The 21,533-nt window shown below is 60.7% G+C and carries 15 protein-coding genes, 7 pseudogenes and 1 riboswitch; of the genes and pseudogenes, 8 read left to right on the forward strand and 14 right to left on the reverse strand.

All coding sequences use genetic code 11. From position 1 onward, the window contains the following. Nucleotides 1-40: 40 nt before the first annotated feature. The 3 genes from P6U16_RS14715 to P6U16_RS14725 form a co-directional block, all read right to left on the reverse strand. Nucleotides 41-1,309: an extracellular solute-binding protein gene (locus P6U16_RS14715; RefSeq protein WP_277701181.1), complete on the reverse strand. Its 1,269-nt coding sequence runs from the start codon at nucleotides 1,307-1,309 to the stop codon at nucleotides 41-43. A gap of 134 nt (nucleotides 1,310-1,443) precedes the next feature. Further along, on the reverse strand, nucleotides 1,444-2,490 hold the full coding sequence (locus tag P6U16_RS14720; protein ID WP_277701182.1) for a LacI family DNA-binding transcriptional regulator: 1,047 nt from the start codon (nucleotides 2,488-2,490) through the stop codon (nucleotides 1,444-1,446). Between the two features lie 242 nt (nucleotides 2,491-2,732). Next, a complete protein-coding gene (locus P6U16_RS14725; protein ID WP_277701183.1) occupies nucleotides 2,733-3,641 on the reverse strand; it encodes a homocysteine S-methyltransferase family protein in 909 nt (302 codons plus the stop codon). A gap of 214 nt (nucleotides 3,642-3,855) precedes the next feature. On the opposite strand from P6U16_RS14725, the gene P6U16_RS14730 reads away from it, so the two are divergent. Then, nucleotides 3,856-4,326, forward strand: coding sequence for an Lrp/AsnC family transcriptional regulator (locus P6U16_RS14730; protein WP_277701184.1), 471 nt, complete (start codon nucleotides 3,856-3,858; stop codon nucleotides 4,324-4,326). 21 nt (nucleotides 4,327-4,347) lie between these two features. On the opposite strand, the gene P6U16_RS14735 is transcribed toward P6U16_RS14730, so the two are convergent. Next, nucleotides 4,348-5,406 (reverse strand): LacI family DNA-binding transcriptional regulator, encoded by a 1,059-nt coding sequence (locus P6U16_RS14735; protein ID WP_277701185.1) that lies wholly within the window; start codon nucleotides 5,404-5,406, stop codon nucleotides 4,348-4,350. A 339-nt stretch (nucleotides 5,407-5,745) separates the two neighbouring features. Here P6U16_RS14735 and P6U16_RS14740 point away from each other — a divergent pair. The 7 genes and pseudogenes from P6U16_RS14740 to P6U16_RS14770 all read left to right on the forward strand — a co-directional run bounded on the left by P6U16_RS14740 (nucleotide 5,746) and on the right by P6U16_RS14770 (nucleotide 13,348). Beyond that, nucleotides 5,746-6,722: pseudogene (locus tag P6U16_RS14740) on the forward strand (substrate-binding domain-containing protein). An 86-nt stretch (nucleotides 6,723-6,808) separates the two neighbouring features. Next, nucleotides 6,809-8,322, forward strand: a pseudogene (locus P6U16_RS14745) (sugar ABC transporter ATP-binding protein). Further along, nucleotides 8,315-9,313, forward strand: a complete 999-nt coding sequence (locus P6U16_RS14750; RefSeq protein ID WP_277701186.1) for an ABC transporter permease — start codon at nucleotides 8,315-8,317, stop codon at nucleotides 9,311-9,313. The pseudogene P6U16_RS14745 and the gene P6U16_RS14750 overlap by 8 nt, the downstream one beginning before the upstream one ends. Then, the gene (locus tag P6U16_RS14755) at nucleotides 9,310-10,305 is read left to right on the forward strand and encodes an ABC transporter permease (protein ID WP_277701187.1); all 996 of its coding nucleotides are present in this window, start codon (nucleotides 9,310-9,312) and stop codon (nucleotides 10,303-10,305) included. Before P6U16_RS14750 ends, P6U16_RS14755 begins: the two co-directional genes overlap by 4 nt. 5 nt (nucleotides 10,306-10,310) lie before the next feature. Further along, nucleotides 10,311-11,158, forward strand: a pseudogene (locus tag P6U16_RS14760) (sugar phosphate isomerase/epimerase family protein). 27 nt (nucleotides 11,159-11,185) lie between these two features. After that, nucleotides 11,186-12,645, forward strand: a pseudogene (locus P6U16_RS14765) (FGGY family carbohydrate kinase). Nucleotide 12,646: 1 nt separating this feature from the next. Further along, nucleotides 12,647-13,348 carry a class II aldolase/adducin family protein gene (locus P6U16_RS14770; protein WP_277701188.1) on the forward strand — a complete coding sequence of 234 codons (702 nt, stop codon included), beginning with the start codon at nucleotides 12,647-12,649 and terminating at the stop codon, nucleotides 13,346-13,348. 22 nt (nucleotides 13,349-13,370) lie between these two features. On the opposite strand, the gene P6U16_RS14775 is transcribed toward P6U16_RS14770, so the two are convergent. The 10 genes and pseudogenes from P6U16_RS14775 to P6U16_RS14820 form a co-directional block, all read right to left on the reverse strand. Beyond that, entirely contained in the window at nucleotides 13,371-13,487 is a 117-nt protein-coding gene (locus tag P6U16_RS14775; RefSeq protein ID WP_277701189.1) for a hypothetical protein, read from the reverse strand. A gap of 115 nt (nucleotides 13,488-13,602) precedes the next feature. Continuing rightward, entirely contained in the window at nucleotides 13,603-14,133 is a 531-nt protein-coding gene (locus P6U16_RS14780; RefSeq protein ID WP_277701190.1) for a hydroxymethylpyrimidine/phosphomethylpyrimidine kinase, read from the reverse strand. Continuing rightward, nucleotides 14,124-14,728: pseudogene (locus tag P6U16_RS14785) on the reverse strand (thiamine phosphate synthase). The gene P6U16_RS14780 and the pseudogene P6U16_RS14785 overlap by 10 nt, the downstream one beginning before the upstream one ends. Further along, a pseudogene (locus P6U16_RS14790) lies at nucleotides 14,725-15,496 on the reverse strand (thiazole synthase). The pseudogenes P6U16_RS14785 and P6U16_RS14790 overlap by 4 nt, the downstream one beginning before the upstream one ends. Nucleotides 15,497-15,498: 2 nt before the next feature. Next, entirely contained in the window at nucleotides 15,499-15,696 is a 198-nt protein-coding gene (thiS, locus tag P6U16_RS14795) for a sulfur carrier protein ThiS (RefSeq protein ID WP_277701191.1), read from the reverse strand. After that, nucleotides 15,693-16,717, reverse strand: a pseudogene (gene thiO, locus P6U16_RS14800) (glycine oxidase ThiO). The gene thiS and the pseudogene thiO overlap by 4 nt, the downstream one beginning before the upstream one ends. A 2-nt stretch (nucleotides 16,718-16,719) precedes the next feature. Next, nucleotides 16,720-18,555, reverse strand: a complete 1,836-nt coding sequence (thiC, locus tag P6U16_RS14805; RefSeq protein ID WP_277701192.1) for a phosphomethylpyrimidine synthase ThiC — start codon at nucleotides 18,553-18,555, stop codon at nucleotides 16,720-16,722. 90 nt (nucleotides 18,556-18,645) lie between these two features. Further along, nucleotides 18,646-18,777, reverse strand: a riboswitch (TPP riboswitch). A 28-nt stretch (nucleotides 18,778-18,805) separates the two neighbouring features. After that, entirely contained in the window at nucleotides 18,806-19,762 is a 957-nt protein-coding gene (locus P6U16_RS14810; protein ID WP_277701193.1) for an ornithine cyclodeaminase family protein, read from the reverse strand. Then, nucleotides 19,759-20,376, reverse strand: coding sequence for a PAS domain-containing protein (locus tag P6U16_RS14815; RefSeq protein WP_277701194.1), 618 nt, complete (start codon nucleotides 20,374-20,376; stop codon nucleotides 19,759-19,761). The genes P6U16_RS14810 and P6U16_RS14815 overlap by 4 nt, the downstream gene beginning before the upstream one ends. Before the next feature lie 10 nt (nucleotides 20,377-20,386). Continuing rightward, nucleotides 20,387-21,493, reverse strand: coding sequence for an aminotransferase class I/II-fold pyridoxal phosphate-dependent enzyme (locus P6U16_RS14820; protein WP_277701195.1), 1,107 nt, complete (start codon nucleotides 21,491-21,493; stop codon nucleotides 20,387-20,389). Nucleotides 21,494-21,533: the final 40 nt, after the last annotated feature.

The raw sequence follows: 21,533 nt of genomic DNA on the forward strand, positions 1-21,533 counted from the left end.
TGACGGGCGTAGGGGCGCCCGTCGCTGGGAGGAGGACTGCTTACTGGATCTGGCCTTCGGCCTGGCTCTGGATTTGCTTCAGGACCTCATCGATCTTCGCACCCTGAGCGAGCGACGGAAGATGCGCGGTGACGGCGGTGTCAACTTCATTGGTGAAGATGCCGTAGTTGACCGGAGGAACCTTCGACAGCCAGTCGGAGAAGTTCTGCCAGACAGTTTCGCCACCGAAGAAGTCATCCGCCTTCATGTAGGCGTCACCGGTGCGGGCTGCGAGCAGCGAGCCGACTGCGCCGCGCTCCGTGAGAATCTTCTGGTAGAAGTCGATGTCCTTGGCGTAGGTCTCGTTCAGGAAGGCGATCGCATCGGCTTTTTCCGCCGAGCTTTCCAGGACATACCAGCTCGATCCGCCGAGGTTGGACGCGTGTCCGGCACCTTCGATGCCAAGGCTCGGGATCGGGGCCACGCCCCATTTGCCTGCCTGATCGGCCTGCGCCTTGACGGTACCGGTGATCCAGACGCCTGTCGTGACCGATGCGACATCGCCGGAGGTGAAGCTGCCGACCCACTCCGTCCAGCCGGAAGACGGCTTGTAGATGCCGGCCTGCAGGATTTTCTGTTGTGTTTCGAGCGCTGCCTTGAGTGCGGTGTTGTTCTCGATATTCAGATTGCCGTCAGCATCGAAATACCACTGACCGGCGGACTGCATCAGGATGCGGGTGAAACCGGCATCGGTGATGTCGAGGCCCATCATCTTCTTGCCGGTCTTTTCCTCGACCTGCTTACCGATCTCGATGAACCGATCCCACGTGATGTCCTGAACGTCGGTGGGCTTGAAGCCGGCCTGCTCGAGATAGTCCTTGCGGTAGTAGAAGCCCGTGACGCCGCTGTCGAACGGCATGCCGTAGACCTTGCCATCCACTGTCATCAGTTGCACCTTGTAGGGTGCAAAGCCGGAGTAATCGACCGTGCCGCTCAACTCGGCAAAGGCGCCGGGGAAGGACTGAAGGTATTTCTGCGCGCCGTAGTCCTCGATCAGGACGATATCCGGCAGCGCGTCCGTCGTGCCGGACGACAGGGCTGTCTGCAGCTTCTGCTCGACATCGGCTTTCGCGAAGTCAACGATGTTGAACGTCGTTTCCGGATGCTTGGCGGTATATCGCTCGCCGGCTTCCTTCATGATCGCGACGTTGAAATTGGGGTCCCAGCACCAGATGGTGACCTCACCGGCAAAAGCGGCGGTGGATGCAAAGAGGCTTGCGCCTGCGAAAGCTGCAGCCGCGAAACGCGAACGAATCGTTTTGTGATACATGTGTTCCTCCCGAACGAATTTGGCTCGACATGGTCTCCTCCCGTGCCGATATCGAAAGATTTACCCAAAATTGGAAAACACGCAAGGAAAATTTAGTAAATATTTATTGCGCCTGCGAACGTCTTGAAAAACGTTCAGGATTTCATGGCGCTGCGGCAGCTCTCGCGGTGGATGAGCTCTGTGGAAATGTGCACCTGCTTGCCATAGGTGCGGCCCGACAGGCGCTCCAGCAGCAGATCGACGGCGACTTCGCCGATATGCTCGCCATGAACGCGGACCGTCGTCAGCGGCGGCATCAGGAATTGTGCGACCGGGATATCGTTGAACGAGATTACGCCGATATCGTCGGGTATGGATAGGCCGGCCTCCTGGATCGCCCTGTAGGTGCCAATCGCCATGTTGTCGTTTGAGGTCACGATGACATCCGGCTTTTCCGGTAGCGCCAGTAGATCGCGGGCCAGCCGATAGCCTGTGTCCAGTCGAAGGCTTTGCCCCGATGAGCAATCGGCCAGTGCCAGGAGTTCAGGATCGAAAGTGCCTTGCTGCTTCTGCCAATTTATATAGGCAGCGCAGCGCTTCTCGCCGAAAGGCGTGACGGTTCCGTTCAGTTTTTCATGGCTGCCGATGAATCCGATCCGCTTGTAGCCACCGGCTTTCAGGGAATCCAGGACCTTAAGGGTCGCGATTCCCATATCCGAGAGCACGCTGTCGATCTGGTCGATCCTGGGGTCGAAATCGGCAAAGACGACCTGCCGTGCGTGACGTTGCAGCCATTCGATTTCATTGTCGGAGTGTTTGCCGATCACGATCACGCCGGATGCGCTCTCAAGCAGGGACGCCTCTGGAAGGGCGTCGGAGTGGAAAACCTTGACGATCTCGGTCTTGAGTTCGCGACAGCGGGTTTCGATGCCCAGACGAACGCCGACATAATAGGGGTCGGCAATCTCGTCGGACGGTTCGAGGAAATGCACGATGACGAGCTTGGTCAGCGGGCTCGGTGCTGCCTGGCCGCTCGCCTTGTTGCGATTGCGTGGCGTCTCGTAGTTCAGCGCCTCTGCTGTCTCAATGATCGCCTGCCGTTTTGCCGGCGAAATGGAAAGGGCAGGGTCGTAGTTCAGGACACGCGATACCGTGGCGGATGACACGCCGACGGCCTTGGCGATTTCCTTGATCGTTACCATTACCAGCATTCCATTTTTACGGCTGAGGCGCAGCCTGCCACAGCGAAGCGTCAGGGGAAATAGATTTCAGTAAATGTTTACCGAGCTTTTCCGCGATTTCCTATGTCTTCGCTGCTTTATTCGGGCTTTGGTGCTTATAGGTATGGCACAATCGGTTCAAGACCTGCGTTTACCCGCAGCATCTCCCTAAAATTTACTCCGCTTTCCCCTGAGCCATTGCGCCAGCATCGGGAGACACTCACTCAGGCTTTCAAACGGCGCACCAGCCGATGGATATGATCGGTGCCGACTCCACAGCATCCGCCGATCATCGAGGCGCCAGCCTCCACCCAGTCGCAGGCGAAATCGCAATAGACGTCACCGGTCAGGTCCTCGCGGGTCGCATGCAGGGCCTCGTTGGCGGCGCCGTCGTCCTCCAGCGGTTCGAAGGCATTGGCATAAACGCCGATGGCGATCTTTGCATTCCGCTTTTTGAAGACATCCGCAGCGACGCGGACGGCGCTTGCCATGATCTCCGGGCGGCTGCAATTGAAAAGCAAGGCTTCAAGGCCTGCCGATGCTGCCCATTCCGCAGCCTGGGCGATCGTCTCGCCGGAGCGCAGGCGTGGCACGTCTGTTGCCCCGACTGCCATTTCATCGGCGAGCGTGAAGGAAATCCAGAACGGTTTTCCGGTGTCGGCAACGGCCTGTCGCACAGCTTCGCCCTCAGCGATGAGGGAGAGCGTCTCGCCCAGCCAGACATCCACGAAGGGCGAAAGACCGCGGACGAGAACCGTCAGATAGTCCTGAACCCTTTCTGGTTGGAAAAGCTGCGGTTCGTAGGAGCCGAAGATGGGCGGCAGGGAACCGGCAACACGCACCTTGCGCGCGGTGAAAGCATCTGCCGCTTCCCGTGCCAGCCGACCCGAAAGCGCGATCAGCGCTTCGCCCTCCTCGCGAAAGCGTTCCTCGCCAATGTGAAAGGGCACGAGCGCATAGCTGTTGGTGGTGACCACATCCGCACCCGCCTCGATGAATTCGCGGTGCACGTCGCGAACGATCTCCGGTGTATCGATGAGGGCCAGAGCAGACCATTCGGGTTGCCGCAATTGGGCGCCCAATCGGACCAGTTCCCGGCTCATGCCGCCGTCGAGAATAAGAACGTCGCTCATTTGATGGTCTCCGGGACTGCTGTTTCCGTCTGCTGCCTGACTGGGGCGATAGAGAGGCACATTAGTTTGCAGTTTCGACGTTCGCCCGCAAATACAGGATTATCCTGCGGCAACGCCGCGCTGATCGTGTAATAAATGCGGGAAATATGCGATTGGTTTATCTGGCTGCTGGAACCTGAAGCCGGTTGCTGGCCGCGGTATGTAAGGAGTTGAAATGGCAGGACTATTGGATGCTTTCGATGGCAACATTCTGGAAATCGTCCAGAGGAATTGCCAACTGAAGGCCGAGACGATCGCGGAGGAGGTCGGTCTGTCGGCATCGGCCGTGCAGCGGCGGCTGAAGCGCATGCGTGAGGAGCGCGTTATTTCTGCCGAGATCGCTGTCGTCGATCGCAAGGTGACGGGCAATTCGATGACCTTCATCGCCGGCATGGAGATCGAGCGGGAGAATTATGACGCCCTGTCGAAATTCCGCATCTGGGCGGAGAAGCAGGACCATATCCAGCAGGTCTATTACGTCACAGGTTCCGTCGATCTGATCGCCATCATCACCGCAAGGGATGTCGGCCAGTATGACGAGATCACCGCCGGTATCATGGCGCAAAATCCGCAGATCAAGCGGATCCATACGAATGTGGTGCTCAAGGATATCAAGCTGGGCCTCTTCGTGCCGGTGGAACACTGAGGTTTCGCTAGGCTCCTTTCGTCAGTCGATGTCTTTCAGAGCATCGAGTGGCCCCATCAGCGCCGTGCGCGGCGGTACGAGTTCCGGTCGGATCAGATGCAATTGTGGTGGCGAGCGGCCCTGGTCGATGATTTCGAAGGCCTTGGCGATCATGCTTTCCACATCCTGGCGGATCATGATCACGGGGAAGGGCAGGAAGGAGCCGAAGGGGTCATAGTCGTAGCAGCCGACGACGATGTCGGCGAAGGTCTCGTGCGGGTGCTGGCCGAGAAAGCGTAGGAGGCCTTCGAAGTTGATCGAGGAATTGATGAAAAAGGCGCGCGGCAGGCGGCCTTCACGCGCGTAGAAGGTTTCGAATGCCTTCTGGGTCATGGCCGGCGAATAGCCGGTCGGCTGGATGCACTCCTCCGGATCCGCCCCGAATATCTCGCGCTTCACTTCCCGAAATCCGCGGATACGCTCGCGGCTCGCATGGTCGTTGCGACCGCCGAAGAGATAAAGTTCCTCCGGCTGCAATGGACGGTCGCCATCGCAATGACGGATGATCGCCTCGGTCAGCAGTCGCCCGCCCTCGTAGTTGTCACTAATGACCGAATGGGTTTTTGTTCCGGGAAGATCGATGTTGATGTGCTTGAGGCCGGCCGCTTCGCAAACGGCGTGCACGCCGTCCGGATCTGTGGCGCCGGCCACGAAAAGTTCGTCGATCGAGTACGAGATCAGCGTCTCGACCGTTTGCCGCTCTTCCTGCGGATCGCGGCAGGCGCTGACGACGATCGGGCATTGCCCTCTGGCGCGCACATAGGCCTCGAAGGTCTGCGCCATCGAGGAAAAATATCTGTTGTCATGCACCGGCAGCAAGAGGCCCACGAGGCCGGATCGCGAACTGCGCAGCCCGCGCGCCTGGAGATTTGCGGTATATTGGTGTTTTTCCGCCAGTCCACGGATCAGTTCGGCCGTGCTCTCCTTGATCCGGCGCTTTTGCCAAGTGCCGTTCAGGACTGCGCTGACCGTCGAGGCGGAACACCCGGACAGGACAGAGAGATCATAGATAGTCGCCTTTTTCTTGCTCTCCTGTCGCATTCCCGCCCTCTGCCATTTTTTCATGCCGCCAGCGCGGCGGAAAAGTTCAGTGTTTCTAATACATTGAATCTGTCGCTGTCTCCTCGGAAATAGCGCTGACGCCTCTAGGCAATCCTGTCGCACCAATCTCCGCTTGACGAAAGAATAAATCTATTTGATATTAATTGCACCATCGATTGTGCAAAAAGAAATATCGATTGTGCAACGCGGTATCGCTTGAGGAGGCGGTTTTCGGGAGGGTAAGCTGAGGCTTGATTCCCGTTTAAATTCTGATTGGAGGGCCGGCTGTCCGCAGCGGTCAGGACGTTCCCCTGACGGGGACTTTGAGGAGGAATTCGAATGAAGAAATTTATGGTCGTGGCGCTTGCTGCGTCGCTGTCGCTTGGCGTCTCGTTCGCGGCTTTGGCTGCCGATAAAGTTGGCGTCGTCGTGAAGATCGGCGGTATTCCGTGGTTCAATGCCATGGAGGCCGGTATCAAGGAACAGGGTGCCAAGCTCGGTCTTGACGCCTTCATGGTCGGTCCGACCAGTGCTGACCCGGCTCTTCAGGTTCGTGCCATTGAGGATCTGATCGCTCAGGGCGTCAAGGTTATCGGCGTGGTGCCGAACGACGCAAAAGTGCTGGAGCCGGTTCTGGCCAAGGCCAAGGCGGCAGGCATCTTTGTCGTGACGCATGAATCGCCAAGCCAGAAGGGCGCCGACTGGAATTTCGAGCTGGCCTCGTCCACCGGTTTCGGTGAAGCCCACGGCAAGCTGCTCGCCGAGAAGATGGGCGGCAAGGGCGAATATGCCGTCTTCGTCGGCTCGCTGACGGTGCCGCTGCATAATGCCTGGGCCGATGCTGCCATCGCCTATATCAAGGCCAACCATCCGGACATGACGCTCGTTGGCGAACGCTACGGCGTGGCGGAAGACGTCGACAAGAGCCGCTCGACGGCGCTTGATCTGATTGCCGCCCATCCGAACCTTCATGGTTTCCTTGCCTTCGGCAGCCAGGGTCCGATCGGTGCCGGCCGCGCCGTCGAGGAGCGCCGCAAGACTGGTGAAATCTTCGTGCTTGGGCCGTTCTCCCCGGCCAGGGCCAGAAGCTCATCAAGTCGGACGCGATTTCCGGCGGCTTCATGTGGAATCCGAAGCAGGCGGGCGAGGTTTTCGTCACCATGGCCGATCGCCTGATCAAGGGCGAAAGCGTCAAAGAAGGTGATGACATTCCAGGTCTTGGCGTCATCAAGCCTGCCGGCAACGACATCATCGTCGATCAGCTGTTGCCAATCAACAAGGATACCGTGGACGAACTGGCCGGCATGGGCCTGTGATCCGCTAGAGGGTTCTCCCGACTGCTGGGCCGGCTTCGGCTGGCCCGGCAGGTTCTACGACCATGTACCCTGTTAGGCATATCCGAATGACCGATCCTTCCGGCGAGAAAGCAGACGCGCGCGCGCTTCTGTCCCTGCGCAACATCAACATGACCTTTGGTGGCGTGAAGGCGCTGAAGAATGTCAGCTTCGATGTCATGCCGGGTGAAGTGCACTGCCTTGCCGGCGAGAACGGTTCGGGCAAGAGCACCTTGATCAAGATCATCACCGGTGTCTATCGACCTGCGAGCGGTGCTGTCATCGATTATGACGGTCAGACCTATTCCCACATGTCGCCGGTCACGGCGCAGAATGGTGGCATCCAGGTCATCTGGCAGGATCTCGCTCTGTTTCCCGAGATGACCGTTGCCGAGAACATCGCCTTCCAGACTTTGCTTGGCCGCTGGCCGCGGTTCGTCAATTATGGCCGCATGCGCGAAACGGCGATCCGCGCCCTGAAGCGCCTTGGCGTCACACTCGACGTCGACCTGCCGCTCAAGGAATTCCCCATCGCGCAGCGCCAGATCGTGGCGATTGCCCGCGCGCTGGTCGGTGAGGCGAAGATCGTCTTCATGGACGAGCCGACAGCGTCGCTCACCCAGTCCGAAACCGATCACCTGCTGGATATTGTCCGCACGCTCTCGGCCTCAGGCGTTGCCGTCGTCTTCGTCAGCCATCGCCTCGCCGAGGTGCTGGAGATTTCAAGCCGGCTGACGGTCCTGCGCGATGGGGGCCTCGTCGGGGTCTATTCGACAGAGGGTATGACGCAGTCGCGCATTACCGAATTGATGACCGGCCGCACCTTCGACCAGCATGTCCGTGCCCAGCCGAAAGATGCCAATCCCGTTGTGCTCGAGGTGAAGAACCTGACGCGACCGGGTCAGTTCGAGGATGTCTCTTTCACCGTGCGCAGGGGCGAGACGCTCGGCATCACCGGGCTCTTGGGGGCGGGCCGAACCGAGCTTGCGTTGTCCCTGTTCGGCATGTTGAAGCCGCACTCCGGCGAGGTGGTGCTGGATGGCAAGCCCGTGCGTTTTTCCACCAACCGCGAGGCAATCGAGGCCGGCGTCGCCTATCTCTCCGAAGACAGGCTGTCGCTCGGTCTGATCCAGCCGCAGTCGATTGCCGACAATCTGGTGATTGCCTCGCTCGACGGCATTCGCACCAACGGGCTGCTGTCGGACGAGCGCAAGCGCCAGCTGGTCGCGCAATGGGTCGCCGATCTCGGCGTCAAAATCGGCAAGCAATCGGATGCGATCTCGACCTTGTCGGGGGCAATCAGCAGCGCATCGCAATCGCCAAATGGCTGGCGACCAATCCGAAACTTTTGATCCTCGACGCACCCACCGTCGGCGTGGATGTCGGCGCGCGAGCCGGCATTTTCGAGATCGTGGCAAAGCTTGCCGAAACCGGACTTGCGATCATCCTGATCTCCGACGAAGTGCCGGAGGTTTATTTCAATGCCGACCGGGTGCTGCATATGGCCGGCGGTCGGATCAGCAGTGCTTTCGATCCGCGCCAGTGCACGCTGAAAGACATCGAGGCGGCTGTCTATGCGTAAGATCGTTCAATCCCACGCCACCGAATTCGCGTTGCTCGCTGTCATCGCGCTCATCAGCCTGTTCCTGTCGCTGGCGACGGATCGTTTCTTTACGCTCGGCAATGCCTTCGATCTGTTGAACACAAGCTCGGTCAACATCATCTTTGCCGTGGGGTTGCTGGTCGTTTTGATCGCCGGCGGCATCGACATTTCTTTCGCCGTTGCCGCGTCCGTGGTGCAGTATGTCGCCGCGCTGCTTCTGGAGAGCATCGGTGGTGGCGGCTGGTTCTCGGGACTCTTGATCGCTGCAATTCTCGGCGTGGCGCTCGGCGCGATCAATGCACTCCTGATCCACCGGTTCAAGATCATTTCGATCGTCGCCACCATCGCGACCTTCAACATCTATTTCGGCCTCCTGATGTTCTTCACGCGCGGCGTGTCGATCTACAATCTGCCGGACTGGCTAACGAGCCGCGTCATCCTGTTCGAGCATGAAATGGCCGATGGCAGCTGGGTGGAAATCACCCTTCCGGTCCTGATCATGGTTGCCTGCGTCATCTCGACCTGGGTGCTGATCACCCGCACGACAACCGGCCGCCAGCTCTACGCCTTCGGCGACAATCCGGAAGGCGCCCGCCGCTTCGGTATTAATGTCGGCGGCATGCAGTTCATCGCCTTTGGCTGGCTGGGCCTGATGGCGGGGATCGCCGGCCTCGTCCAGGCGCATTACGCGCAGGAAGTCGTCCCCAACGCGCTTTATGGCCGTGAACTCGATGTTCTGGCAGCGGTGGTTCTCGGCGGCGCCCGTCTTGGCGGCGGCAAGGGCACGGTGCTTGGTTGCGTGCTTGGCGTGCTGATGATCTCGATCACCCAGAACGGGCTGAACCTGATGGGCGTCTCGCCTTTTGCCTTCAAGATGATCATCGGCGCCATCATCCTAGTCGCCATCACTTTGTCGAACACGAACATCGAGCGCCTGTTGCCGTTCATGCGGGAGGGATCGCGCCGATGAGATCCGTTGTCGATCGTTTTGTATCCTGGGTGGGTCCGGAAATCGCCGGGCCGGGTGCCGCCTTCATTGCCGTGATGATCTTCTTCAGCATCGGCTCGCCGCAATTCCTGACGGGCGCAACATTCGGATCTGTCGCATTCCAGTTGCCGGAGCTGGGGCTGTTGACGCTCGCCATGCTCTTGCCGATCCTCACCGGCGGGCTCAATCTCGCCATCACGTTTACGGCCAACATTGCCGGTCTGACGGTCGCCTGGGTGTTGCAGCAGAACGGCGGTGCCGATGCCGGGCCGGTGGCTTTCCTGCTCGGCAGCCTGCTTGCCATCGGTGTCGGTGCTGCAAGCGGCCTCATCATGGGGCTGGTCATTGCCTATACCAAGGCGCATCCGATCCTCGTTTCCCTGTCGATGATGATCTTCCTGCGCGGGCTTGGCGAATTCCTGACGCGCGGCGGTGACGTCTCGGGCTTCCCCGCATTCCTGCAGCCGATCGGCCATGGCAGCATTCTCGGCCTGCCGATCCCGCTTCTCATCCTCATTGCCTGCGTGCTGATCTGGCATGTGCTGCTGACCCGGACGAAGCTCGGTTTCGGCACCTACATGATCGGCTCCAACATCGAAGCTGCCCGCTATTCCGGGATCAATACCCGCAAGGTGCTGGTCCTCGTCTACATGCTGTCGGGGGCCATGTGCGCAATTGCCGGCATCATCATGCTGGCCCGGTTCAATTCCGTGCGCGTCGGTCACGGCGAGTCCTATCTGCTGATCACAGTGCTTGCCTGCTTCCTCGGCGGGGTCAATCCGTTTGGTGGTTTCGGAAGGGTCATCCCGGTCTTCCTTGCGTTGGTCGTGCTGCAGCTTCTGTCATCCGGGCTCAATCTGATGGGCGCCAATCAGCATCTCGCAACTGCCGTCTGGGGCATCCTTCTGATCAGCGTGATGCTGCTGCGCTGGATGTCTTCGCATTTCAAAATTTTCAAACGCAAGAAGGGATAGGGACTATGGAAGGTTTTGGCGTTCACACGAGCATGTGGACAATGAACTGGAACCGCGAGGGCGCCGAAAAGGCCATTGCGGCAGCGGTGAAATACAAGATGGATTTCATCGAGATCGCGCTCCTGAATGCGCCAGCCGTCGATGCGGCTCACAGTCGTCAGCTTCTCGAAAAGCACCAGTTGCGCTCGGTCTGCTCGCTGGGCCTGCCGGAACACGCCTGGGCCTCCGTGCATCCGGAAGAGGCAGTCGAGTATCTCAAGGTTGCCATCGACAAGACCGCCGACATGGGGGCTGAAGCGCTGTCGGGCGTCATCTTCGGCGGCATCGGCGAACGCACCGGCGTGCCGCCGACAGAAAAGGAATATGACAACATCGCCCGGGCTCTTCAGGCGGCGGCAAAACACGCAAAGTCACGCGGCGTTCAGCTTGGGGTTGAGGCGGTCAACCGCTACGAAAACCATCTCATCAACACGGCTGCCCAAGCCGTCGATATGATCGAACGCGTCGGTGCCGACAATGTTTTCGTCCATCTCGACACCTACCATATGAACATCGAGGAAAAGGGCGCCGCAAACGGCATTCTCGTGGCCCGCGACCACCTGAAATACATCCACCTCTCCGAAAGCGACCGCGGCACGCCGGGTTACGGCAATGTTCCTTGGGACGAGATCTATGCAGCACTTGCCGCCATCGGCTTCAAGGGGGGCTCGCGATGGAGAGCTTCATCAATATGCCGCCCGAGGTTGCCTACGGTCTTGCCGTCTGGCGCCCGGTTGCCAAGGACGAAGAGGAAGTCATGGGCAATGGTCTGCCCTTCCTGCGCAACAAGGCCGCGCAATACGGCCTGATCTGACGCAATCTGAACATGAAGGGACATGGGATGACGCAGGCGATGCGGGAAGGATCGGACGCTCGCATCGCCGTGCTTGATGTCGGCAAGACCAATGTCAAGCTGAGTGCTGTTTGCGAGGACGGGACGATTCTGGAAACCGTCTCCATTGCCAATGGGGTTATGGACGGTCCGCCCTGGCGCCATCACGATCTGGCCGGGACGGGGACTGGGTGATGTCGTCGCTGACAGAGCTTTGTCGGCGTCATGACATCCTGTCCTTCGTGACATCCGGCCACGGCTCCGGCGGTGTGCTTGTCGGCCCCGACCCGGATGAAAATGGCGACGGAACGGCGCTGCCGATGATCGACTACGAGCAGCCGCTGCCGGAAGACATCCGGCTGCGTTATGCACCGCTTTCCGGTTCGTTTTTCGATCGCGGCAGTGCGCTGATGCTGGGTGCCACGCACCAGGCGCGGCAGATGTACTGGATGCAGTATGCCGAGCCGCAAGCCTTTGCGAAGGCGCGCTGGTTTCTCGGCGTGCCGCAATACTGGGCGTGGCGTCTGAGCGGCGTGGCGGTGTCGGAAGCGACTTTTCTCGGGGCTCAATCCCATCTCTGGAACACGGTCGAGCGGCGGTGGTCGCCGATTGTTGCCGCCTGCGGTTGGCAAAGCCTGATGCCGCCCTTCGCCCATGCCTGGCAACGCATCGGCAAGATCCGGCCAGCGCTCGCCAGTCGATACGGACTGCCGCAGGATATCGACGTCCTGGCCGGGATCCATGACAGCAGTGCCAATTTCTATCGCTATCAGGCAGCGGGTCTGACAGGGGCTACCGTGGTCTCGACCGGAACCTGGATCGTTGCGCTTAACGGCGCCGTTGCGCTGGAGCGGCTGGACGAGCATCGCGGCATGACCTGCAACAGCGATGTCGATGGCCGGCCGGTGGGTGGTGCACTGACCATGGGCGGCCGCGAATTTTCTCTGGTCGCCGGCCCGCAAACGGATAGCCGCCCGGTTTCGGCTGAGGCTATTCAGCGCCTGGTCGAGCAGGGCACCGTGGTGCTGCCATCCTTTGGCGACGATGACGGCCTGTTTCCCGGAAGTGCGGGAAAGGGACGCTTTATCGGTCCGCTTCCCGTTGATCCTGTCGAGCGAAAGGCACTTGCTGTGCTTTACACCGCGCTCCTGACCGCAGAATGCCTCGATGCGCTGGGCAGCGACGGCCTTGTGGTACTTGATGGCAGTTTTCTGCGCGAGCCGCTCTATGCCGCACTCGTTGCAGCCCTGCGCCCCGACCGGCAAACGCTCTACAGCCTAGACGCCTATGGTGTCGCCTCCGGTGCAGCACTTCTCGCCGGCCATTCAACGCGCACGATAAAAGCACCCATCGCCCTCAATACGCCGCTTTCCATGCCCGGCATCGCCAACGCCCTTGGCCGCTATGCCGAGCGCTGGCGCCAGCTTTCCCGTACCAACACACCCGCACGTCTCCAGAAAGGCCTATGACATGAGCAACACACCAACCGATATAGCAGCGCTGCGCCGCGAAATGGTCGATATCTGCCGGCGCATGAATTCCAGCGGCATCAACCAGGGAACGGCCGGCAATCTTTCGGTACGGACTGATACTGGATTCCTGATCACGCCGTCGTCGCTGCCCTATGATACGATGCAGCCGGAAGATCTGGTCGAGATGGATTTCGACGGTACCTATGTCGGCCGCCGGCCATCCTCGGAGTGGCGTTTCCACCGTGATATCCTGCGCGAACGCACGGACATCAACGTCGTGCTGCATTGCCATTCCATCTATGCAACGACACTTGCCTGCCACCACAAGACCATTCCGAGCTTCCACTACATGACCGGCATTGCCGGGGGCACCACTGTTCGGTGCGCGGGCTATGCGACCTTCGGCACGCAGGCGCTGTCCGACAATGCGCTGGCGGCGCTGAAAGATCGGATCGCCTGCCTGCTTGGCCAGCACGGCCAGATTTCGCTCGGCAAGGACCTCGAAAGTGCCCTTTGGATGGGGATCGAAATCGAGACCCTGTCGCGCATGTATGTGCAGGCGTTGACGCTCGGCGAACCTCCGGTTTTGCCTGATGACGAAATGGAACGGGTCATCGCCCAGATGCGGCGCATGAGCTATGGCTACGCGCCCGATCCGGAAGGCGTCAACGATCTGGCGCGGCCGCGTGGGCAGGCTTGAATTTTGAAGGCTGCTATCCCGCTTACGGGAATTGTGTCTTGGCGAGCAACTGATCGAAGACATGATCCTTGGAAAGGCGGATGCTGTCCGAAAGCTTCCTTCCGAAGGCGATATGGGTCGCGATGGCGCTTGCCAGCATGCAGCCGGTTCCGCGCATGCTGGCAGAGAGCCGGGGGCCTCGAAGCGGGTGATCGTGCCATCGATTTCGATCAGAATGTCCCGGGATTGCGGGCCAGCGCCATGGCCGCCCTTGATCAATACGGCGTTTCCCCTGACAGGAAGAGGCCGGCCTGTACGATCGCTTCCTCGTCGTCTTCTGCTGGCCGTAAAGCGCCTGAGAACACAGCGAGTTCCGGTAGGTTCGGTGTTATAAGGTGGCAGAGCGGCAGAAGGTCCTGCTTCAGGCAGTCAAGAGCATCGCCCGGCAAGAGCAGACCTCCCGACGATGAGACCAGCACCGGATCGAGAATGACGGGAAGCTGCGGATGGTTGCGCAGCACGCTCGCCACCGCGGCGACAATCGCCTGTGTCCCCAGCATGCCGATCTTGACCGCCGAGACACTGTTGGCCTCAAGCGCTGCCCGGATCTGCGCCGCTACGAGATCGGCATCCAGCGTTAACACCTGCCGGACAGAATGATGGGTCTGGACCGTGATTGCCGTGACGGCAAGGCAGGTCTTTCCGCCGAGTGTGGCAATGGTTTCGATGTCGCGCGCCATTCCGGCGCCACCGGAGGAATCGCTGCCGGCAACGACCAGCACGCAGGGTGGCTCAACTAGCGCCACTGACTGGTCTTCCCAATCCATTGCCGTGTGCGTTCCTCTGGGTCGGCATGCAGCGTGATATCGGTGACGACGGCCGCGCTGTCGGCACCCGCGGCAAAGACGCCGTCGAGCCGATCGATAGTGAGCCCGCCGATCGCCACCAGATGCAAATCGCCGACTTTCCGCTGCCACTCGGAAAGCCGCTCCAGTCCCTGCGGCGCCCAAGGCATTTTTTCAGGATGGTCGGGTAGACCGGACCGAGTGCAATGTAATCCGGCTTGGCTGAAAGGGCGGTTTCGAGTTCCGCTTCGTCATGGGTGCTGAGGCCGAGTTTCAATCCGGCCCGGCGGATGGCGTCCAGATCGGCGGTGGCCAGATCTTCCTGGCCCAGATGGATGAAATTGCAGCCTTCCTCAATTGCCAGCTGCCAGTGATCATTGACGACCAACTGACACGCATACGCCGCACAGATCGTTTTCGCGCGGCGAATTTCCTGGCGAAGCACATGCTCCGGCATATCCTTGATCCGCAATTGCACCAGCTTAACGCCGAGCGGCACGAGGCGGTCGATCCAGTCGGCCCTATCGACAATGAGGTAGAACGGATCAAGCTTCACGAGAACACCGCCTTTCCGATGACGGGTGTCGAGGGCACGGCCATGTCGCGCGGTTCCAGCAGGCCCGCTTTGTAGCCAGAACGCCCGGCCTCGATGGCGGCGGCGAAGGCACTGGCCATCTGCACGGGATTGTTTGCGCCAGCCACGGCGGTGTTTAAGAGAACGGCATCGAAGCCCAGCTCCATGACGAGGGCGGCGTGCGACGGGCGGCCGAGACCGGCATCGACGATCAGCGGCACGTCGTGAAAATGCGCCCGCATGCTGCGCAGCGCCGGAATGTTCTGCGGGCCCATGGCACTGCCGATCGGCGCGCACCAGGGCATCAGCACCTTGCAGCCGGCATCGAGCAGCTTTTCCCCCACCACCAGATCGTCGGTCGTGTAGGGAAGACCTCGAAGCCGTCGGCGCAGAGAATGCGGGCAGCGTCTACGAGCGCGAAGACATCCGGCTGCAGCGTGTCGTGATGGCCGATGACCTCCAGCTTGATCCAGTTGGTGCCGAACACCTCGCGCGCCATCTGCGCGGTCAGCACCGCTTCGGACGTCGTGTGGCAGCCGGCGGTATTGGGCAGGATGCGCGTGCCGAGATCGCCGATCATCCGGAAGAAGGCGCCGCCCTGCTTGCCGCCCGCCATTTCACGGCGCAGGGAGACGGTGAGGATCTCGGTTTTCGACGCTCGCACCGCATCGGCGAGAATGGCGGGGAGGGGTAACGCGCCGTACCGAGCAGCAGGCGCGAGGAGCCCCTGGTTCCATAGAGTTCGAGCATGGTCATCCTCCCTGCATCGGTGACAAGATTTCGATCCGGTCGCAGTCGTTGAGGCGAAAAGCGGCGCGGTTCTCTCGGTGGACGATCTCGCCATTGACGGCCGTCGCCAGCCAGTCGCCTTCGTAATCGAGCAAAACCAGCAATTCGGCGAGCGTCTGGCTGGTGATGTCATGGTCTTCGCCGTTGATGATCAATTTCATGATGGATGTCCTTCCTGCATGCGCTGTTTCGCTCCTTGCTCACTGCGATGAGAAAGCCTGGTGCCGGATAGTCCGATCCGTTCGACGACCTCACGGGCCATGGCTGGCGCCAGCAGGAAGCCGTGCCGGTAGAAACCGTTGACGAAGATCCGGCCGTCGCTTTCGAACACCCGTGGCAGATTGTCGGGAAAGGCGGGGCGAACGCCGGTGCCGGTCTCGATGAGTTGCGCCTCGCCGAAGGCAGGGTGCAGTGTATAGGCGGCGTTCAGCAGCTCCATCAGCGAGCGGGCGGTGATCGGACCATCATCCTCGCTCTCGATCATCGTGGCGCCGACCATGAACAGGCCGTTGCCACGGGGACGATGTACAGCGGAATGCGCGGATGCAGCAGGCGCACCGGACGCGACAGGGAAACCTCCAGCGTTTTGAGGTGCAGCATTTCGCCCCGCACCCCGCGCAGGTCCTTCGTGTTGCCGATCCGGTTGCGTCCGGTGCAATCGACGATCCGGTCGAAGCCTGAGGGGTCTTCGTCCTGCACAACTCCGAAACAGAACGAGACACCCATCCCGAGCAGTTTTCGGTGAAGCCCGGCCAGTGCGGCGCGCGGATTGAGATGCGCTTCGTTGCGGAAGAACAGCGCCTGTCGGAAGCGTCCGGCAAGGGCGGGTTCCAGCGATGCGATTGCGTCCTCGTCCAGCCATTCGAAGCCTAAGGTTCGACCGGCAAAGCGCCGCAGCTCCGCCTCGTCGCGGGCAGGCGCGACCACCAGCGTGCCGTTTTTCGCCACATGGCCCGGCAGAGCCGCATCCCACCAGTCCGCTGCCCGGCAGCCGAGCGTCAGCACAGCGTCCGGCGCACTTTCGCGCTCGCACCAGGGGGCCAGCATGCCGCCGGCAAAGCCGGAGGCGCCGGTGCCGACACCAGCTGCCGTGTCGATGACCTCGACCTTCGCACCCGACGTGGCGAGTTCATGGGCAACCGTGAGGCCGGCAATGCCGGCCCCCTTGATCAGGACGCGCATGCTCACTCTCCGGCCTGTGGCGCGTCGGGCTTGTCGCCGAGCGGCATGTAAAGCTTTCCACCCTCGCGGAACTTCGCGGCCATCGCCTCCAGCCCCTCCTTCTGCGCCTCCGCCCGGATGTCATGGGAAATCCGCATGGAGCAGAATTTAGGGCCGCACATTGAGCAGAAATGCGCCACTTTGTGCGCTTCCTTCGGCAGGGTCTCGTCATGGAAGGACCGCGCCGTTTCCGGGTCGAGCGACAGGTTGAACTGGTCCTCCCAGCGAAACTCGAAGCGCGCCCGCGACAGGGCGTCGTCGCGCAGCTGGGCTGCCGGATGCCCCTTAGCGAGATCGGCCGCATGGGCGGCGATCTTGTAGGTGATGACGCCGATCTTGACGTCGTTGCGATCCGGTAGGCCCAGATGCTCCTTCGGCGTGACGTAACAAAGCATCGCGGTGCCGAACCAGCCGATCATCGCCGCCCCGATGCCCGAGGTGATGTGGTCATAGCCCGGTGCGATATCGGTGGTTAGCGGACCGAGCGTATAGAACGGCGCTTCGCCGCAGACCTTCAGCTGCTTGTCCATGTTTTCCTTGATCTTGTGCATCGGCACGTGGCCGGGGCCCTCGATCATCACCTGGCAATCCTTGGCCCAGGCGATCTGCGTCAGTTCGCCAAGTGTATCCAGTTCTGCGAACTGGGCCGCATCATTGGCGTCAGCGATCGAACCCGGTCGCAGGCCGTCGCCGAGCGAGAAGGAGACGTCATAGGCGCGGCAGATGTCGCAGATTTCCTCGAAGTGCTCGTAGAGAAAGCTCTCCTTGTGGTGGTGCAGACACCACTTGGCCATGATCGAGCCCCCGCGCGAGACGATGCCTGTAACCCGGTTGACGGTGAGCGGGATATAGGCGAGGCGCACGCCGGCATGGATGGTGAAATAGTCGACGCCCTGTTCGGCCTGCTCGATCAGCGTGTCGCGATAGACCTCCCAGGTGAGGTCTTCGGCAATGCCGCCCACCTTTTCCAGAGCCTGGTAGAGCGGGACTGTGCCGATCGGGACGGATGAATTGCGGATGATCCAGTCGCGGATATTGTGAATGTTGCGGCCGGTGGAGAGGTCCATGACCGTATCCGCACCCCAGCGGATGGCCCAGACCATTTTTTCGACTTCCTCGGCCATGGAGGAGGTGACGGCGGAATTGCCGATATTGGCATTGATCTTGACCAGGAAATTGCGGCCGATGATCATCGGCTCCAGTTCCGGATGGTTGATATTCGCCGGAATGATCGCACGACCGGCGGCGACCTCCTGACGAACGAATTCGCCGGTCACATGATCGGGAATATGCGCACCGAAGCTTTCTCCGTCCCGGACAAGCGGTGCGTTCGGCGCTGCGCGGCCGAGGTTTTCACGGATGGCGATGAACTCCATTTCCGGCGTGACGATACCGGCGCGGGCATAGGCGAGCTGGGTAACGGCCTTGCCGCTGTTTGCGCGCTTCGGCGTGTGGCGCACCGGAAATTCCGGCGTCAGGCGCTCGCCTGAAACAAAGCCGTTGTCTTCCGGCTTCACGTGGCGGCCATCATAGGCCTCGACGTCGCACCGGGCGGCGATCCAGCTTTCGCGCAGACGCGGCAGGCCGTGTTCGATGCTCACAGTGTGGGCCGCGTCCGTGTAGGGGCCGGAGCTGTCGTAGACGACGACCGGTTGTTCGCCTGACGTTGGGTGCAGGCTGATTTCGCGCATGGGGACGCGGATATCGGGGTGCAGAATGCCGGGCTTGTGGATTTTGCGCGAGGCGGGAAGTGGGCCTTGCGTGACAGTCAGAAGCGTGGTCTTGGCGGCGATATTCATAGTGAGGCTCCAATGTTGCGTTGGAGACCCAGTTCTGGAGAGCCGGAAAGATGGAAAGACGCCGACACGAATCCCGGATGAACCGGAATCGTGGCAGCGCTTGCACCGTCCCTACGCCAGTATGAACTGGATCAGGTTCAACGGGTCACTGCGCCTCGGTCGGCCAAAACCGATCCGACCAGCAGTATCTCAGCCCCTTGACGGGACCCCCTGGTGAATGTCTCAAGTTGAAAGAAGCGGAGCCGCTTTGTCAAGTTCGCCTATGGGCATCGAGGATCGCCCGGGTGATCGCGATGTCCTGGACGGCGATGCCTGTCAGATCGGCGATGGTAATTTCGTCCTGATTTTGCCGGCCTTTTACGGCCCCATCTAGGACTGCGCCCAACTCACGGCAGCTTTCAAGCATAATCGCTCCTGCCTCGAAGGCTGTGGAAAATTCGCCATGCGCCAGCGATTGTTCGAGGCGATCGGCGATCCGGTGGTCTGCGCGCGCCACCAGTGCAGTTTCCAGTTCCTGCTTGCCGGGCGCATCCGCACCGATGGCGGTGATGTGCGTGCCCGGCCGTATCCAGTCGCTGCAGACCAGCGGTTCGCGGGACGGCGTGGTGGTGATGATGGTATCCGCCGATCGGCAGAGGGCTTCAAGGTTTCTGGCAAGCTCGACCGCTATGCCTTCCTCTGCAAGCGTCTCGACAATCCCGGCTGCTTTTGTTTTGGACCGTGCCCAGAGGGCGAAGGTAAGCGACCTGTCCTTCATCGCCCGGTGCAGGCAACGGATCTGCATGCCCGCCTGAATGCCTGAGCCAATTATTGCGACGCGCCGGGCGTCTTTTCGGCAGAGTGCTCGTGTTGCAATGGCGCCGCCAAGGCCGGTGCGCAGGTCCGTCAGGAAGCCCTCGTCCAGCAGGATTGCCTGCAACTGTCCGGTCGTCGCCGAAAGCGCCAGCATCACGCCGCTGGACGTGGACAGTCCGATCGACGGGTTACGATAGAAGCCGCTCGCGATCTTGACGACGAAGATCGGATCGCCGGCGATGTGCCCGTATTTGATATGGCAATCGCCGTCTGCTTGCGGGAAAGCGATGTAGCCCACTGGCGGGATCGTCGCGCGCCCTTGCGAGGCGGCGATATAGGCTTGCTCGACCGCATGCAGGCCGGCGTCGAGATCCACGAGGGCTTCGATTTCAGCGCGCGACAGGATGATCATTCGTCCGCCGCTCGTTCCTGGTTGAGATATTTATAGACCGTGGCACGGCCCATGCCGAGAACGCGGGAAATATAGGCGGCTGCGTTCCTGCCGCCGAAAGCGCCGTCGGCCGACAGGTCCTTGACCAGCTGTTGCTTCTGGTCGCGCGTCAGGTTTGCGATAATCAGGGCGCGCGACGTCGTCCAGTTCTGGATGTATTCGTTGATGCGCTCGTGCCAGTCCTCCTTGAAGAGGCTTGCCGGCTTGTCGTGATCGACAGGGACAGAGGCAAAGGCGCTGAGCGTCTGCATCACCGCGTGGAAATGCGAGACATCCGCATTGATGCAGAGCACCGCGATCGGCCGATCGTTGGCGTCGCGCAGGATGATGCTAATCGACTTGATGCGCCGCCCGTCCCAGTTGACCTTTTCATAGGGACCGAGAATGCGCTCGATCGGTCGGAAATCGATCTCGTTCAAAAGCGACGGTTCGCCGATCTCGCGCTTGGAAAAGTTGCCGGCGATATGGGCGGCCGTCTCCGTCTCGAGGTCGTGCAGCACGACCTCGACGAAGGGCTGGAACAGCTGGGCGATGCCGTCGCAGACGGCGGCAAAGGGCACGAGCTCGGGCTTCATGCCTGCGCTCTCAACTGCGTATGAAATCTGCAAGACGGCCCAAGCCTGCCTCCAGATGATGTTTTTGCGCGCCGATGCCGATGCGGATGTAGCCGTCGAGCCCATAGACGTCGCCGGGGACCAGCATGACGCTTTTCTGCTCGCGGACACGATCGACCAGCACGGAGGAGTTGATGTCACGGTTGTATCGGACGAAGGCCATCCCTCCGGCCTGTGGCGGCAGGTAGGAAAACAGGTTGTTGTGCGCGTCGATCCATGAGGTCAGCAAGGCGCGGTTTTCCCGGAGAAGCCGGCGGCTGCGCGACAGGATTTCGCCGCGCTTGGCCGGCTGCAGCACGATGTTGGCGATATGCTCGCTGAGTGCGCCTGTCGTGATCGATGTGTAGTCCTTGCGTTGCCATGTGGCGTAGATTTCCCTGGCAGGCCCGACCAGCCAGCCGAGGCGCAGGCCGGGTAGGGCCATGGCCTTGGACAGGCCGGCGGTGACAACGGCCTTCTCATAGAGGTCCGCGAAGCTGATGGATTCCTCGGTATCGAGTTCCGAACCCTTGTAGATTTCGTCGGCATGCAGATAGACGTCGTGTTCGCGGGCAATATCGACCAACGCGTCCATGGTTTCGCGCGGCAAAAGGCTGCCGGTCGGGTTGTTGGGGTTGCAGAGGCTGATGAGCTTGGTCTTCGGCGTGACCGCAGCGCGCACTTCATCGAGATCAGGCCGCCAGCCCAGTTCCTCGCGCAGCACGATCTCCTTGACGGTGACGCCCAAGGCCTTCGCCCAGCCGCGAATCTGCAGGTAATTCGGCACAAACAGAACCATCTCGTCGCCCGGCTCCAGCAGCGTCATCACGAGAATGAAATTGGCTTCGGCCGAGCCGTTGGTGACCATGACGTTGTCGCGGTCGCGGTCCTTGTAGAGACGGGCGATCGTGTCGCGCAGCTCGACGCCGCCATTGGTCCAGCCATAGCCGAGTTCGACATCGTGCAGGCCAAGCAGCTGCTCCGGCGTCAGCAGTTCCTTCAGCGAATAGGGATGAACGCCGCTGTCGGAGAGATTGAATTCGACCAGATTTTCGTAAAGCGACTGAACCCGCTCAAGCGTGAATTCCTCGATCTGCATGGGGCTCTCCGGAACGATTGACAGTGCAATCCTACTAATC

The sequence above is a fragment of the Rhizobium sp. 32-5/1 genome, from assembly GCF_029537235.1.
In the GTDB taxonomy this organism is placed as follows: Bacteria; Pseudomonadota; Alphaproteobacteria; order Rhizobiales; family Rhizobiaceae; genus Pararhizobium.